This is a genomic window from Azorhizophilus paspali (genome assembly GCF_043587585.2).
GTDB classification, from domain to species: domain Bacteria; phylum Pseudomonadota; class Gammaproteobacteria; order Pseudomonadales; family Pseudomonadaceae; genus Azotobacter; species Azotobacter paspali.
The window spans coordinates 821358-835527 of sequence record NZ_CP171449.1; the positions used below are offsets into that span (position 1 = coordinate 821358).

The following is a 14170-nucleotide window of genomic DNA, read 5'->3' on the forward strand; positions in this document are numbered from 1 at the left end:
AGATCTATGTACGACTACGCAGTGACCCTGCATACCGACGATAACCCAGGCGTGGCGATCACCTGCCGCGACCTTCCCGAGGTCAACAGCTATGGCGACAGCATCGAGGAGGCGCTGCGCGAAGCTATCGACGGCATCGAGTCTGCCCTGAGCATCTACATCGACCAGCGCAGGCCAATCCCGGCAGCCTCGGAGCCTGAGCCTGGCGAGCGCGTCGTGTACATGCCGGTCGTTACCGTGGCCAAGATTGTCCTCTGGAACGCCATGATGGAGCGCGGCATGCGAAAGGCTGATCTCTGCCGCCTGCTGGACGTCAAGCCAGTTGCCGTCGACCGCCTGGTGGACTTTCTGCACACCTCGAAGATGGAGCAGATCGAGCGGGCATTGGCAGCTCTCGGCAAGCGCCTTGCGGTTTCCGTTGAGGCGGCTTGAACGAGAAAGCCCCGGCAGATCGCTCTGGCCGGGGCTTTGAATTTGGGAAGACCAGATTCGAACTGGCGACCTCCAGGCCGATGGTCGCCGCCACAGCGCCCCGTCGCGTCCACTGCCAGCTCCCCAGCCAGCCACTACGTCCAGGTCGGTGGCCGGGTTGGCATCCACGTTGCCCTTGGCCAGCCCGAAGCGGGAATATCTGGCTCAGCCACTGGCGGGCCTTCTTGGCGACGTTGTGCGCGCCCCGGTCCTCGATCTTGCGTAGCAGGTCCACCAACTCAGGACGGGTGATCGCCTTCACCGGGCGATTGCCCAGGGCGGGCAGCAAGTCTGACTCCAGGTAAGCAGCGGTCTTGTCGGCGGTGGACTTCGCCCAGCGCGGCGCCCGGTAGGCGTGCCACTCTCGCGCCAGCGTCTCGAAGGTCAGGCCATCACTCTGCTGGGCTTCCTGCTCGGCCTTGCGTTCGGCGCTGGGGTCTTTGCCTTCGGCCAGCAGCTGGCGTGCGGCGTCACGCAACTGGCGGGCTTTCTGGAGCGTAACGGCAGGGTAGACGCCAAGCGCCAGCATCTTTGCATTGCCGTTGAAGCGATAGCGGTAGCGCCACAGCTTGGAGCCGGTGGGCGTCACCTCCAGGCATAGGCCGTTGGCGTCCGCCAGCCGATACAGCTTTTCTCTCGGTTTGGCGGTGCGGATGGCTGAGTCTGATAGCGGCATGGGGCGCCCGGGTGTGAGTAGATTTGAAAACCAAACTCGGTCTACTCGCGAATCTACTCACAATATTTTGGGCTTACAAGGGAAGGGTCGGGAATCACAGGCAACAAAAAACCGGCTCTAAGGCCGGTTCTTCGTGGGTTTCGAGCTTTCTTGGGAAGGCTCGAAAAGATTGTGTGGTGCCGGGAGGGACTAGAACCAATCGCTTGAGGCTGCGCCATTACTGGCTTTGGCTTGAGTACGGTTTTTGTAATGCCCCCAAATATGCCCCCAAATCGAAAAGTACCCACCTTTTCGGCTGCTTTTTGACCAGTTCCAAGCCTGTCAGGGTGACGCACTGCTGGCGCTGGTGATCGCCGTCACTCCCCCGCCTCGGGGTGGTGTTCCCCCGGTGGGGGATGACGTTTCCTCTGCTGGTGAACATCTCCTGATCTTTCAGGCGGTCACTACACCAAAAGGGCAGTGGCCATCCTCAGGCGCACGCGGATCAGGCTCTATTTTTCTCTACTTTTGATGTGCCAGGGGCATCCGCTCCGGGCGCACGCGGATCAGGCGCTTACAAAATTTTTGTAAGCCTGAATTTTGTAAGCCTGAAGTTCGGGGTCATCCCCACGCGCACGCGGGGCGGGTGAGAACCTGTCAAAACCTGACATTCAGGCGGCGGCGATCCCCACACGCGGCGGGGCGGGTTTTCAGGTTTTTTCAGGTTCCCTTCGCCGATAGGTGATGCCCACTCGCAGGCGGGGCAGGTAGATCGGCTGAACTTCCAGCCGATGCCCGTAGCGCTGGCGCTGGCGGCAGGAATACTCCGATTTGAAATCGGAGAAACCTAGCAGGAACCGAGTCGGTTTTTTCCGCTAACCCGGCCCACATCAGCCGAGCTTTCGGCCAATGTCCGAAACCGCCACGGCGGCGGTTTGAGCATCCGAGCGTGGTCCAGTTCTGGACCATCCATCCCCCGCTGGGGGATGAAGCGTGCTCAGTGAGACGATTTGGTCTGTCTCGGCTCTGCTGGTCCGAGTCGGAGCGGACCGATAGTTTCGACGCAGAGTGCCATTCCCAGCACAGTGTGTTGATTTCGACACGGCGTGTTGATTCCAACACGGTGGCGGCCCGGCCACAGCGTGGCGCTGTCCCCACGCTCGGAACCTGTCCCGATCCGGGGACTTGATCCAGGCCGGCGGACAGGTTGATCCGTTTCAAACGCCAGAACTGGCGGAAGCCTCGTCGATGATCTCCGCCTCTTCACGCATTTCGCTGTGCGTGAAGATCGTGCGTGAAGGAGTGCGTGATGATCGGCTGAAATCCCAGCCGGTCCCCCAGCGGCGCCAGCACCAGACGCGGACATGGCTCAAGTCTGAGCCATCGGCTACCCGGATCGCTGGCGCATGCTATTCCGGAATTTTCCCGGCTTTACGCGGGGATGCCTTGGGGTGTGGTCATCATGGCCACCCCTTCATCCTTACCGTGTTCTTACCGTTCCCGGCCTCATTCATGGGGTTGGTTTTCGCAAATCGGTCTTGCCGTGATCTTGCGGCGCCCAAGGCTTGACGCAGGGTTGCATAAGGTTAATTTCGCAAAAGCCGGAATGCCGGCCTTTCATGGGGTGTTTTGCCGCATCGGGAATCTCCGTCTCGGAGACACCTTTTCCGCCAATCAGCGTTGATGCCGGGTTTTCCGACTTCAAATCGGAGAACCGCCCCGGATTGGCCGGTACATATCCGGATTTCCAGGCATGTAGAACAGGCGGCCCCTCAGAATTGAGGAGCCAGATTGCCCGGCTCGATGGAGCGCACCAGGCTAAGCAGTAATTCTTAGCTTGCTCGTAGGTCTTGCCATTGCCGAAGCCGGCAGCCTTGGCGGCTAGGTCGCGGGATCGACCTGCCACCTCGGGAAAATTTTCCCTAGCTGCTGAGGTGTCGTGGCGAACTCCGTTCCTACCCTGCAGTTCCCGCTCAATAGCCTCGCCAATCGCCACGCGCTCAGACGGGGTGAAGTCTTTGCGGAACTCGTTTTCGGCCAGTTCGCCCTTCAGGATCGAATCAAGATGGACGGTGCGCGCCGGGATGTTTTCCCAGCCAAGCGACGGCCTGCCCGACAATTCCCTCTGATTCGAGGTATTTGGGCGCGTCGCTCAATGTGCCGGCTATGTCCGATCATTTCCGCATGGCTATCGGCCTCTGCGCGGCTGCTGGCGCGGCTTTCAGGCAAAACCGGAACCGGAAACAGGCCGGCGGCAGATTGCCCGTATGTAGTCCAGGATCGGGGCTCGAATTACCCGCAGTTCACCACGCGGGAGCCGCTGGCGTCATGTACGGTCAGGTCCGGGCGCTTGATGGTCACGGTGCCGTCCGGCTGAACCATGCGAATCGGAGCGCCGTACAGCGGGCCACCGGGGGCGAACGGATCGGGCAGCACGTCCTTGGGCGCGGTGCGGCAGAACTCCATCATGGCCTCAAGGCATGCCTCGAACAGCGGGCCACGCTTGAAGTCCTCGCCGCGATGGCTGGCGCTGTCCTCCAGGTTGTGAACGAAGATCAGCCCGGACAGATCGTCCACCCCGTCGCGGCGGGCCTGTTCCCGCTCCACGGTGTTGACGTTGAGCAGGTCGCACACGGCGTCGAAGCCCAGGGCTTCCATATAGCCGGAATGGTCGCGGATCAGGTCGCCGCCATAGGCCAGCAGCACCGGGCGGACAGCTTCCAGCTTGGCGGCACCATAGTCCCGCGCCTGCTGCTCCAGGGCATCGGCCTGTTGCTTTGTGAACGGCTCGAACTGGCGTAGCACGGCAGCCCCTCGGCGCAGCATGCGGCGCTCGTCGTGGATGGCCTCGGCGCTCTCGCAGAAGTAGCGCGCCAGACGGCGAGCGACTATCAGGCTATCGCGCTTGGTGATGCTCGGTTTCATGGCGATGTTCGCCAGGGCGGTTGCTTGAGTCGGGGTCATGGGGTCAGTCCTCATTCGCGGCCTGGCGCTCAGCAAACGCCTGCTCCCTGTTCGCTTTCCAGACAGCAAAGCGGTAAGACCATAGGCCGCTATCGTTGAATACAACTCCGCTGCGCCTGTCCAGAACACCCCATCCTTCGGCATCCAGATGCTCTGGCTCTAGCCAGCCGAAGGCAACGGGGATGATATCGAGTGGTGCGCCGTCTTCCGGGTGCGCCTCGACCCTCCAGCCAATGATTGGGTATCGGCACGGCTCGAACTCGTATACCCCGTCGCAATCAACAAAGCCCTCCTCGATGACTACCAGGTCGTGGTTGGTGTTCGGGATGAAGTGGTAAGGCATATCTCTATCTCCAGGGTGGGGGTGTTCATTCGATATCAGCATCCGGCCAGCGCCAGCGGGCTTCGGCCAGGGCTTCGTCGTAGGTCATGGGGGTGCCGCATATCGTGCAGATCGGCTTGCCCCCTCGGGTGATCGTCCAGGCGTTGCGCTTAGGCTCCACGACAGCCTCTGTAGCGCTTTCCGCTGCTGGCGTCGCTTGTGGCGGCTCCGGGACGGGCTGCGAGTCGTTGACGGCGATCAGCTCTGCCAGCAGCTCGGCCTTGTGGTCGCGCAGGTATTGGCGATAGGCGTCGGTGAGGCGGTCGGCTGGAGTGACGCGCAAACGCTCGCCCTCCAGCTCGATGGCAAGACCAGCCCGGCGCAGGTAGTCCAGGGCGGCCATGTCAGAAGTACTCCGCGTTGTCTTCCGGCTGTAGGGGCGTTTTATCCGCAACACCGCAACAAGCCGCGCCAGCCGTGGCTTTCAGCGTTTTTTCATCCGCAACAGTGGCGGACAGTGTTGCGGTTCCAAAACCGCTGGATGCCGCGCCATTACTGGCTTGTTGCGGTGTTGCGGGTTTTTTGGGGGTGTCTGAGGACAAGTAACGGTTCCATGCTTCCTCGAACTGCTCCCGCATGTAGCCTTTCGGCGTTCTCAGTCCAATACGGACGGTTGTCGACTTGATGCCGAACTCGGTAAGTCGCTTCGATAGCTGGTGGGGTGTCATGGGCTTTCCCCGGTTCCAAGCGGCCCAGGGCGCTTCGTCGTCCTCTGCCAGTGCCTCCAGCAGATCGGCAGTCGATAACCTGTCCGTGCGCCGGCTGTCGAAGGCGTCACGGATGGATGCCAGCAGCTCGGCGCCGATGCTGGGCGTCTCTCCCTCCAGTCCATGAAGAGTGATGGCGGCATGGCGAGCCAGGCGCGGCCAGTCGCCCCCGGCTGCCTTGGCGATGGCCAGCAGCGGCTCCCAGCAGTCGTTCGCCCGGTCGTTCAGCCCTTCGATTTCTGCCGGCCTGGCCGTGCGGACGGCCTCCCGGTTGTCGAGGGCGAAGCGCGCCAGCTTGCCGGCCAGCTCGGCAAAGGCGGCATGATCGGCGTGGCGAATCTTGGTCGTGCGCTCGCCGGGCAGCTTGCGGCGCAGGCGTAGGGGAATGCTGCGGTCTATCAGGGTGGCGGCGATCCTGCCGATACCGCACAGCACCTTGGCGCCCCATACGTTGAAGCGGGTTGGCATGTGATCGTCGCCGACGCAGCGGATCACGAATGCGCTGTCACGGGTGAAGCCGGCATTGAGGATGCCGCGCGCCTCCTCATGCTCGGCCAGGAAGGCGTCCACCTCGTCTATCAGTAGGGTCGGAGACCACAGCTCAATGGAGCGGAACAGCGCCGCCGGGGCGATGTTGGATACGGTCAGCGGGCGGCAGACCAGACGCGCCAGCACGCCGAGCAGCACGCTCTTGCCGCAACGCGGCTCCGGGGCGGTGATGTTGGCGATGGGCGCCACGTCCACCACGTCGATAAACCAGGTGAAGGCAGCCCACAGGGCGGCAGCATGGACGGTCGGCGGGTCGGCTATCACATGGCGGCGGATGATGGCGCTCAGCTCCTCCAGCAGCTCGGCGCCGTCTACCGGCTCGGGCCACAGCGTCACCTCGGGGAACAGCTCGCTGGTGCCGGCAGCGGCCTCGCTGGCGCCGTTGCCGGTCAGCTTGTCCAGGTCGGCCAGGCTTACCGTTTTCGCCTCCTTGATGGCGTGGCGGATGCGCGCCCAGCGGGCCGGCTGCTCCTCCCGCACCTTGCGCAGCAGCGCCAGCACCTCGGCTTCGAACACGGCGCCGGGGTCTTGCTTGACCTTGGCGACCGCCTCCGCGATGGGATCGGGCGTCTCGGCCTCGGGCAGCAGCTCGATACTGGTCATGGGTGGGCCTCCAGCCATAGGCGCAGGTCGTTGAAGTCGGACAGGGACAGCGGCGCATCAGCCGGCCAGGGCGGGAACACCACGCCACAGCCGAGCAGGGCAGCGGCTTGGTTGGCCTTGGTGCGGCCGGGGTTGCCCTCGGTCTGGCGGTCGTCGTCGCCGGCCACCACCAGCACGTCATCCGGGTAGGCGCGGCGCAGGCGGACACCAGCGGGATAGAGGTTGTCCGCATTCATGGCGCAGGCCACGGCGGCGCCGTTGTGTTCGTGGATCGTCGCCCCGGTCGCCCAGCCCTCGCAGAGGTAGAGCTTCTGCCCCGGCGCACGCGGGCCGATGGGCGAGTAGCAGCCCTTCACCAGTCCACCCGGCAGGAAACGCTTGTCCCCGTCCGGGTGGATGCGTTGCAGGTTCACCAGCGCGCCGTCCCGGTAGAGCGGCACCAGCAGCACGTCACCCCGCTGGCGCAGGGCATGCGGCTTGACCCTCTTGCGGCTCAGATAGGGGTGTTCGGGATCGGCAGGCGTGGCAGCCCTCCACAGGTGCCATGCCCGGATGGCGGCATCCTGCTGGCGCCGGTGCTGCTCGGCCTCCCGCTGGCGCCGGGCCTGCTCGATGCGCTGGCGCACCTGCTCGGCCTCCTGTGGGTCGGCAGGCGTGCGGCTACTCCAGTGGTGGGCCTCGCCTACCTTCCAACTGCCGAAGGCGCCAGCGGCCAGCCCGTCCGGGAACAGCACGTACCAGCCATTGCGCGAGCCGGCGCGGTCGCCGGGGACGTGGAAGCGGTGGAGCTGGCCATCCGGTTCGGGCAGCCAGTCCAGCGGGCCGTAGACCGCCTGCAAGGCATCACGAAAAGCGGTCACGCAATCAAGGCTCATGCGGCCCCCTTCGGCGGGGTGAACCGCCCGGCCAGGCGTTCCAACTGCCGGGTCAGACGCTCCAGCTCGGTGATATCCCAGCCTTGGTCGCCTTCCTTGACGCACAGCTCGAACAGGCCGATCAGGGTATCGAGCAGTTGCGTATAGCTCTCGGCGTCGATGTGCGGCGGCTCTCCGCCGTTGCCGCCACCCTTCGACTTGAACGGGACGATGGTCATGGCCGGTCCTCCTCGATGCTCTCCAGGCGGGCGACCAGCGCCACGGCCAGCCGCTCGGCAGCAGTAATCCAGGCTTCGCGATCCTCTGGCGCAGGGTTCTCCTTGATCGCACGATGGAGTGCGGCCCGCGCTTGGCGGATCAGCTCCAAGTGGTGGTTGGTCAGTTGCAGGGCCGGGCCTTTCTCCGGGCAAGCCGATCCCGTCGCCGCCGGCTGGCAGCGTTGAAAATCCGTCATGGGTCAGTCCTCTTGAAGGGTGGCGCGGCGTGCGCGGATGCCGTTTCCGGTGTCGATCAGCTTGGCGGACAGCTTGCCCAGCGTTTCCAGCAGCCAGCCAAGGTCGCTCATGGCATCGGGATCGAGGCCGTGAGCGCCGTTCGTGGCCGTGCTGGCCAGCAGGTTGCCGATGGCGGCGATGCCGAAACCGATGTTCATGCCGTAGTCCTCGGCGGCCTCCAGCTTCTCCGGGCTCATGGCTTCGATGGTTTCGTAATTCGGCAACAGGGCATTCCAGTCGGAGCGGATCATTTCGCCACCTCCTGCGCGTCCAGCTCGCGGCGAAGGTCGCTGGATTGCGTGTCCAGGTAGTTGGCGCAGTCGCTGGCCAGGTAGTGCCCCAGGGTGGCCAGATCGGCCACGCGGCGGCTTTGGTTGTGCTCGGCGTCGAGGCGGATGGCGGTCATCAGGGCGGACAGCCAGGTCGAATGCTCTTGGCCAAAGGCAATGGTGCAGATTGCTTCATCGGCGATGGCGTCAGTGGTGCGGACGATGGTGCTCATGCCACCACCCCCACTTCCAGGGCACGAGTACGAACCTCGGCGGCAAGCTGCTGCTCGACGTGCTTCTCAAGCGACGGAGAGCCGGCAGCCAGGGCCAGACGCTCTAGGTCGGCCAGGCTCAGGTGGGACGGAAGACGCAGATTGCCCAGCACGCGACCGGTGCTGTCGATCAACTGGACGGCGATCACAGGACCACCCCCTGAGCTTCCAGGGCGCGGGCGATGTTGATGTGGTGGTTGTAGCGGCGCAGGCGGACGAACAGGGAGGAATCGGCGCGCAGGGCGGCAAGGGCCATGGCGCGGTGGGCAGCGGCGCGTTGCCAGAGCGCGGACGGATTGAGGGCGTGCGGGTGCTTCATGGGGTAGTGCTCCGTGTGTGTTGTGGAGCCGCCCCCGACCGTCGCCAAACGGTCATTGGAGGCGACTGTGCGCAGGTTGGCGAACCGGGACACACGGAACCCGGCAGACCTTTCGGTCTCCCACGCACAGCCGCCATGACACAGCATTGCGGGCATAAAAAAAGCGCCTGCAATAGTCTTGGTGGCGCTGGTGCGCCGTGTAGTCTTCGGGTCGCCAAACCCGGCCACGGGATTGACCGTGACGGGCGCACCATAGCGTTGGCTGCTGGCGCATGCAACCCCCGGTTTCAGGCTGGCAATCGTCATCACTGCAAACCCTCCAGTGCCTCATGGGTCGGCAAGCGGGCGGCATCAATGGCGCGGACCAGCACGTCACGTCCCAGCCCCCTAGCTTGCAGGACGGTCGCCAGGGTCAGGAGCACGGCGAAGGCGACTACCTCCGTCGGGGTATCGCTGGCGCCAGCATGGTCGACGATCAGCGGCAGAAGCTGCTCCAGGATGAAATCCTCGTGGTCTTCTACGCGGTGTCCGGTGTAGGTCGTCATGCTGCGCGGCCTCCTTCCAGACGCTTGCCATGCAGCGTCTGTACGTACCGGCGAAGGGCAACCTTGCGCTCGTCGTAGGGCATGCCTTGGGCGATCAGCAAGGAGTTGCGTTGCTCGACCAGGGTGACAAACTCCAGCTCGCTAGCGCTCAACTGGCTCCGGTCGCGGCCGGAGAAATTCCCGGTGATCACCCAGTTAATCAGCTTGGCCTCGTTCTGGAACTGATGCGGCTTGGCCGTCTTTCCGCTTGCCTCGCAGTTGAGCATCACAGCATCGCTCATGCCCCGGTAGCCAATGGATGCTTCGCGCCTGGCGGTTGCCCAGGGCTTGGAATCGCCGCGCAAAAGGCCGTCGACCTTCATGTCACACCAGATTTCAAAGTCGACATCCAGCCAACGGGCGAACTTCACTGCCAGTTTCGGGTGGAGCCAGGTACCGCCGCCGCGATCTTTCCGGGCGCGGCTGGTTTTTACATATGTGATTTTCCCATATGTACGCTCCAGACCTTCCAGATAGCGCGCTGTGTCAGGGAGCCGAAGCCATTGCGCAGGCTCCTTTCCAAACCGCTCGGCGATCTCGGTCGCATGGAGCCAGCCATCAACGTTGAATCGTACCGGCTGGCCTTCGTAGTCGAAAGGGATGATGCGGGCGCTCATTCGGCATCCCCCTTGCGGCCCTTGGCCGGCTTGTTCAGCAGCGCCAGCACGGCACAGGCACGCGGATACTGGCTCTCCGGCAAGCTGTAGCGGGTCACGTCGCAGGGAGCGCCCCAGCGGTTGGGCACCTTCTCCGGCCGGCGCTGGAACTCTAGGCCGTAGTCATTCGCCAGCTTGGCAATGGTCGAGTTCAGGCAGTGGTCGCCCAGCAGTTCGGCCTCGAAGCGGTTCAGCGAATTGCAGGGCACCAGAACGTAGGCCAGGATGCGGGCGATCTTGGTCGGCATATCCACCAGCAGCACGTCGGGGCTGGCGCTGGCGGTGATAGACTGGCCTTGCAGCAGGCGGCTTTGTTCTTCGGGACGGGTCGCCTTTTTCATGTCAGGCCACCTCGCCACGGCTCTCGGCGATGCGCGCCTCGCACCAGGCCAGCACCTCGGCTTCGATCCAGACAACGGATTTCGGGCCAAGGGTGACTTGAGCGGGGAAGGAGCCGGCAGCGACCCGGCGGTAAATCTCAGAGCAGGACAGGCCGGTAATGTCTTCTACGGCCTGGCGCTTGATGAAGCGGCGAATGGGGTGGGAATGGGTGGTAGTTGCAGCCATCGTCTGCGCCCTCCGGGGCAGTTTGGGTAACGTCGATGGCTAAATGGTGGTACAGCGGTTCGCCAGGAAAAACTCTCTCCCCGTAACGGATATGTGGTTATCCGTCACGGATAAGGGGTTATCCGATACGCTCAGGTGGTTTTTCGGCGGCGGCCACCCTTGCGGGCGTAGTCCGGGGCGACCGGCTTTATCCATTCCTTGATACGCTCGGTAGTGTCCGGCAGCGAATCGGCTAAGCCTTCGGCAGCGAGTGCGCGGTAAACCTGCTCGGCCATATCTAAGAGGCGGAACTCGTGTGCAGTATCGGCTTGCCATAAATCTGTAGCAATTTCTCTTGCTCTTTCTATGGCTCTTGCTTTGCATTGATTTATATTGCTGATTCCTAAAAGCATTTTTTCTAATTTTTTTTGATTCGATGCAACTTTAATTGTTCGCTCGCATGTGAGTGCGGTTAATGCTCCCGCTAATGCGTCTAGGGCTGCATGGTTGTCTTTTATTTCATTGATCAATTGAAATATATATGTTGTTGCTCGATCCATGCTGGCGAATTGGTTGTCAACTGAGTCTTTTTTACTGTCTATTGTTGTTATGATATTTAGCATTCCTAGTGCATAGCTCGCAGCACCAAGAATATCTTTTGGGGGGGTTAGCTTTCCTTTTTTGAGATTTTTTTGAAGGTGCTCGATTTCGTTTGTAAAAGTTTCCACAGATTTATCCAAATAGTGTGTTGTTAGCATTCATGCTTATGCCCTCTTGATGCTCACCACGTTGGCGCCAGTACACAGCGCGTCTATCGAGTCGGCCCAGGCTTGCATCATGTCCCGGCGTTGCTCCAGGTAGGTGGCATGGTTGTAGGTGTCGCGCATCTCGTCTTGGTCGCCGTGGGCGAGCTGGCGCTCGATCCAATCACGGTTGTACCCCCGGCTGTTGAGTTCGGTGCTTAGCAGGTGGCGGAAGCCGTGGCCAGTCTGGCGGCCCTTGTAGCCGGCATCGGCCAGGGCCTTGTTCACCGTGTTTTCGCTCATCGGGCGGACACTGTTGTTGCGGCCTGCAAAGACCAACGCATAGCCCCCGGTGATCTCTTGAAGCTGGCGCAGGATGGCCACGGCTTGGCGGGGCAGGGGGACTACATGTGGGCGGCGAGCCTTCATCCGTTCTTTCGGGATCGTCCAGACGGCGGCCTCCAAGTCGAACTCGGCCCAGGGCGCGGCGCGCAGTTCACCCGGGCGAACCCCGGTCAGCACCAGCAGGCGGATGGCGTGGCGGGTCAGGACGTTGATGCTGGCACTCTCGATCCTGCCCAGGAGTTCGGGCAGTTCGGCAAAGGTGACGTGTGGGTGATGGCGGGTGGCCGGCGCATGGGCCGCTACCACGTCCAGATCGGTGGCGGGGTTGCTGTCTACGCTGCCCTTGGCCAGTCCGAAGCGGAAAATCTGGCTCAGCCACTGGCGGGCCTTCTTGGCGACGTTGTGCGCGCCCCGGTCCTCGATCTTGCGCAGCAGCTCCACCAGCTCGGGGCGGGTGATCGCCTTCACCGGGCGATTGCCCAGGGCGGGCAGCAGGTCCGACTCCAGATAGGCGGCGGTCTTGTCGGCGGTGGACTTCGCCCAGCGCGGCGCCCGGTAGGCGTGCCATTCCAGCGCCAGCGTTTCGAAAGCCAGGCCGTTGCTCTGCTGGGTTTCCTTCTCGGCCTGGCGCTCGGCACTGGGGTCTTTACCCTCGGCCAGCAACTGGCGGGCTTCGTCGCGCCTCTTGCGGGCTTGCTGTAGGCCAACGGCAGGGTAGGCGCCGAAAGCGAGCCCCTTCTCTTTGCCGGCCACTCGATACTTGAGCCGCCACAGCTTGGAGCCGTTTGGGTTGACCAACAGATAGAGCCCGTGGGCATCGCTCAGCTTGTAGGGCTTCTCCTTGGGCTTGGCGGTTTTGATGGCACTGTCAGTCAGGGGCATGGCCATTGCTCTCCGGATCGGCAGCCAGCAGGAAGGCGCGGACGGCGGCTGTCTGCTCTGGCGTCAGCCGCAGGACTTGGCGCGGCGTCTCGATGGTCAGGGCGTTTTCTTGGCTCAGCACCAGGCGGAAGGTATTGGCTCGCTGGCGCTGCGGCATATTGGCTTCCCGCCCAGCCTTGCGGGCTGCGCTCGGATCGGTGCCGGCCTTGAGCATGGCGCGGGCTTCGTCACGGGCTTGGATGGCCTGCTCCAGCGGCACGGCAGGAAAGGGTCCCATGCTCAGGCTCTTGGCTACCCCACCGAAGCGATAACGGAAGCGCCATTGCTTGGAGCCGCTCGGATTGACCAGCAGGGCAAGCCCTTGGCCAATAGTGATCTTGTACGGCTTCGATTTCGCGGGTGCCGCTGCAAGGCTGGCAGCGTCTGGTGTTGTGCTCATTCTGGGGGAATCATCCGTGACCGAACTCAGATTCCCCCAGATATACCCCCAAATGTTTGGGCTTACAAGGGAAGGGTTGGGAATCACAGGCAACAAAAAACCGGCTCTAAGGCCGGTTCTTCGTGGGTTTCGGGCTTGGTTGGGAAGTCCCGAAAAGATTGTGTGGTGCCCCGGGAGAGACTCGAACTCTCACTCTGTCGCCAGAAACGGATTTTGAATCCGCCGCGTCTACCGATTCCGCCACCGAGGCACAATGGTGGCGCAGTATAGGGAGGTGTGCGAGGTGGGTCAATCGTGCCGCGTGGTCACTTGTGACGCTTTCCGGTAAGCTTTGCGCCCCGAAAAGCTGGCCTCTTCATCATGCGTGTCGCCGATTTCCATTTCGAGCTTCCCGAGTCGCTGATCGCTCGTCATCCGCTGGCCGAACGTCGCGCCAGTCGATTGCTGGTGCTCGATGGGGTGACCGGAGATCTGCAGCATCGGCGTTTCGCCGATCTGCTCGACCATCTCCGGCCCGGCGATCTGATGGTGTTCAACAATACCCGGGTGATTCCCGCACGTCTATTCGGGTGGAAGGCTTCCGGCGGCAAGCTAGAGATTCTCGTCGAGCGCGTGCTGGATGATGAGCGGGTATTGGCCCACGTGCGTGCCAGCAAGTCGCCCAAGGCCGGTTCGAGGATTCTCATCGAGGGCGGCGGCGAGGCACAGATGCTCGCCCGCCACGATGCGTTGTTCGAGCTGCGCTTCGACCAGCACGTGCTGTTCCTGCTCGAGCGTGTCGGGCACATGCCGCTACCTCCTTATATAGATCGTCCCGACGAGGCGGCCGATCGCGAGCGTTACCAGACGGTCTACGCCGCGCGTGCCGGTGCGGTGGCGGCGCCTACCGCCGGGCTGCATTTCGACGAGGCGCTACTTGCCGCGATCGGCGAGAAGGGCGTGGCGACTGCTTTCGTCACCTTGCATGTCGGCGCCGGCACCTTCCAGCCGGTGCGTGTCGAGCGTATCGAGGATCACCACATGCACCGTGAATGGCTGGATGTCGGCCAGGATGTGGTCGATGCCGTAGCGGCCTGCCGGGCGCGCGGTGGACGGGTGGTCGCGGTCGGCACCACCAGCGTGCGCGCGCTGGAGAGCGCCGCTCGGGATGGCGTGCTTCGGCCGTTCAGCGGCGATACCGATATCTTCATCTATCCGGGGCGGCCCTTCTATGTGGTCGATGCCCTGGTGACCAATTTCCACCTGCCCGAATCCACTCTGCTGATGCTGGTGTCGGCCTTTGCCGGCTATCCCGAGACCATGGCCGCCTACGCAGCGGCCGTGGCACAGGGTTACCGATTCTTCAGCTACGGCGATGCCATGTTCATCACCCGTAATCCCGCTCCCCGCGGTCCCGAGGAAACCCCATGAGTCAC

Annotated in this window: 21 protein-coding genes, 1 tRNA gene and 1 pseudogene; 2 read left to right on the forward strand and 21 right to left on the reverse strand. The window is 62.9% G+C overall.

The annotated features are described in order from the left end of the window. Window positions 1–6 precede the first annotated feature (6 nt). Window positions 7–432 (forward strand): type II toxin-antitoxin system HicB family antitoxin, encoded by a 426-nt coding sequence (locus tag ACGI6K_RS04010; RefSeq protein ID WP_376949380.1) that lies wholly within the window; start codon window positions 7–9, stop codon window positions 430–432. Between the two features lie 129 nt (window positions 433–561). Here the strand turns inward: ACGI6K_RS04010 and ACGI6K_RS04015 are convergent. The 21 genes and pseudogenes from ACGI6K_RS04015 to ACGI6K_RS04115 all read right to left on the reverse strand — a co-directional run. After that, window positions 562–1147 (reverse strand): annotated as a pseudogene (locus ACGI6K_RS04015) (tyrosine-type recombinase/integrase); the annotation flags it as partial. A gap of 1489 nt (window positions 1148–2636) precedes the next feature. Then, window positions 2637–3245, reverse strand: a complete 609-nt coding sequence (locus tag ACGI6K_RS04020; RefSeq protein ID WP_377969119.1) for a hypothetical protein — start codon at window positions 3243–3245, stop codon at window positions 2637–2639. A 173-nt stretch (window positions 3246–3418) separates the two neighbouring features. Further along, window positions 3419–4090 carry a hypothetical protein gene (locus ACGI6K_RS04025; protein ID WP_377969121.1) on the reverse strand — a complete coding sequence of 224 codons (672 nt, stop codon included), beginning with the start codon at window positions 4088–4090 and terminating at the stop codon, window positions 3419–3421. A gap of 4 nt (window positions 4091–4094) precedes the next feature. Further along, the gene (locus tag ACGI6K_RS04030; RefSeq protein WP_376949681.1) at window positions 4095–4433 is read right to left on the reverse strand and encodes a hypothetical protein; all 339 of its coding nucleotides are present in this window, start codon (window positions 4431–4433) and stop codon (window positions 4095–4097) included. 25 nt (window positions 4434–4458) lie between these two features. Continuing rightward, window positions 4459–4815, reverse strand: a complete 357-nt coding sequence (locus ACGI6K_RS04035) for a hypothetical protein (protein ID WP_394543466.1) — start codon at window positions 4813–4815, stop codon at window positions 4459–4461. A 1-nt stretch (window position 4816) separates the two neighbouring features. Further along, the gene (locus tag ACGI6K_RS04040) at window positions 4817–6331 is read right to left on the reverse strand and encodes a DUF3631 domain-containing protein (RefSeq protein WP_376949727.1); all 1515 of its coding nucleotides are present in this window, start codon (window positions 6329–6331) and stop codon (window positions 4817–4819) included. Continuing rightward, window positions 6328–7206 carry a toprim domain-containing protein gene (locus ACGI6K_RS04045; RefSeq protein ID WP_376949725.1) on the reverse strand — a complete coding sequence of 293 codons (879 nt, stop codon included), beginning with the start codon at window positions 7204–7206 and terminating at the stop codon, window positions 6328–6330. Before ACGI6K_RS04045 ends, ACGI6K_RS04040 begins: the two co-directional genes overlap by 4 nt. Then, the gene (locus ACGI6K_RS04050) at window positions 7203–7424 is read right to left on the reverse strand and encodes a hypothetical protein (protein ID WP_377969125.1); all 222 of its coding nucleotides are present in this window, start codon (window positions 7422–7424) and stop codon (window positions 7203–7205) included. The genes ACGI6K_RS04045 and ACGI6K_RS04050 overlap by 4 nt, the downstream gene beginning before the upstream one ends. After that, window positions 7421–7660, reverse strand: coding sequence for a hypothetical protein (locus tag ACGI6K_RS04055; protein WP_377969127.1), 240 nt, complete (start codon window positions 7658–7660; stop codon window positions 7421–7423). The genes ACGI6K_RS04050 and ACGI6K_RS04055 overlap by 4 nt, the downstream gene beginning before the upstream one ends. Window positions 7661–7663: 3 nt before the next feature. After that, window positions 7664–7951, reverse strand: a complete 288-nt coding sequence (locus ACGI6K_RS04060; RefSeq protein ID WP_377969090.1) for a hypothetical protein — start codon at window positions 7949–7951, stop codon at window positions 7664–7666. Next, window positions 7948–8202 (reverse strand): hypothetical protein, encoded by a 255-nt coding sequence (locus ACGI6K_RS04065; RefSeq protein WP_377969092.1) that lies wholly within the window; start codon window positions 8200–8202, stop codon window positions 7948–7950. The genes ACGI6K_RS04060 and ACGI6K_RS04065 overlap by 4 nt, the downstream gene beginning before the upstream one ends. Continuing rightward, window positions 8199–8390 carry a hypothetical protein gene (locus ACGI6K_RS04070; protein ID WP_377969186.1) on the reverse strand — a complete coding sequence of 64 codons (192 nt, stop codon included), beginning with the start codon at window positions 8388–8390 and terminating at the stop codon, window positions 8199–8201. Before ACGI6K_RS04070 ends, ACGI6K_RS04065 begins: the two co-directional genes overlap by 4 nt. Continuing rightward, complete coding sequence (locus tag ACGI6K_RS04075; RefSeq protein ID WP_394543422.1) at window positions 8387–8560, reverse strand: hypothetical protein; 174 nt, start codon at window positions 8558–8560, stop codon at window positions 8387–8389. The genes ACGI6K_RS04070 and ACGI6K_RS04075 overlap by 4 nt, the downstream gene beginning before the upstream one ends. Window positions 8561–8865: 305 nt before the next feature. Beyond that, complete coding sequence (locus ACGI6K_RS04080; RefSeq protein WP_394543469.1) at window positions 8866–9105, reverse strand: hypothetical protein; 240 nt, start codon at window positions 9103–9105, stop codon at window positions 8866–8868. Continuing rightward, window positions 9102–9761: a KilA-N domain-containing protein gene (locus ACGI6K_RS04085; protein WP_377969129.1), complete on the reverse strand. Its 660-nt coding sequence runs from the start codon at window positions 9759–9761 to the stop codon at window positions 9102–9104. Before ACGI6K_RS04085 ends, ACGI6K_RS04080 begins: the two co-directional genes overlap by 4 nt. Then, the gene (locus tag ACGI6K_RS04090; protein WP_376942567.1) at window positions 9758–10141 is read right to left on the reverse strand and encodes a hypothetical protein; all 384 of its coding nucleotides are present in this window, start codon (window positions 10139–10141) and stop codon (window positions 9758–9760) included. The genes ACGI6K_RS04085 and ACGI6K_RS04090 overlap by 4 nt, the downstream gene beginning before the upstream one ends. Window position 10142: 1 nt before the next feature. Next, window positions 10143–10367: a helix-turn-helix transcriptional regulator gene (locus ACGI6K_RS04095; protein WP_376942565.1), complete on the reverse strand. Its 225-nt coding sequence runs from the start codon at window positions 10365–10367 to the stop codon at window positions 10143–10145. A 131-nt stretch (window positions 10368–10498) separates the two neighbouring features. Then, window positions 10499–11074, reverse strand: coding sequence for a hypothetical protein (locus ACGI6K_RS04100; protein ID WP_394543472.1), 576 nt, complete (start codon window positions 11072–11074; stop codon window positions 10499–10501). 36 nt (window positions 11075–11110) lie between these two features. After that, a complete protein-coding gene (locus ACGI6K_RS04105; protein ID WP_376942561.1) occupies window positions 11111–12316 on the reverse strand; it encodes a tyrosine-type recombinase/integrase in 1206 nt (401 codons plus the stop codon). Continuing rightward, window positions 12303–12755 (reverse strand): Arm DNA-binding domain-containing protein, encoded by a 453-nt coding sequence (locus tag ACGI6K_RS04110; RefSeq protein ID WP_376942559.1) that lies wholly within the window; start codon window positions 12753–12755, stop codon window positions 12303–12305. The genes ACGI6K_RS04105 and ACGI6K_RS04110 overlap by 14 nt, the downstream gene beginning before the upstream one ends. A 163-nt stretch (window positions 12756–12918) precedes the next feature. Then, window positions 12919–13005: transfer RNA gene (locus tag ACGI6K_RS04115), tRNA-Leu, on the reverse strand. A gap of 110 nt (window positions 13006–13115) precedes the next feature. Here ACGI6K_RS04115 and queA point away from each other — a divergent pair. Further along, entirely contained in the window at window positions 13116–14165 is a 1050-nt protein-coding gene (queA, locus tag ACGI6K_RS04120) for a tRNA preQ1(34) S-adenosylmethionine ribosyltransferase-isomerase QueA (protein WP_376942557.1), read from the forward strand. Window positions 14166–14170: the final 5 nt, after the last annotated feature.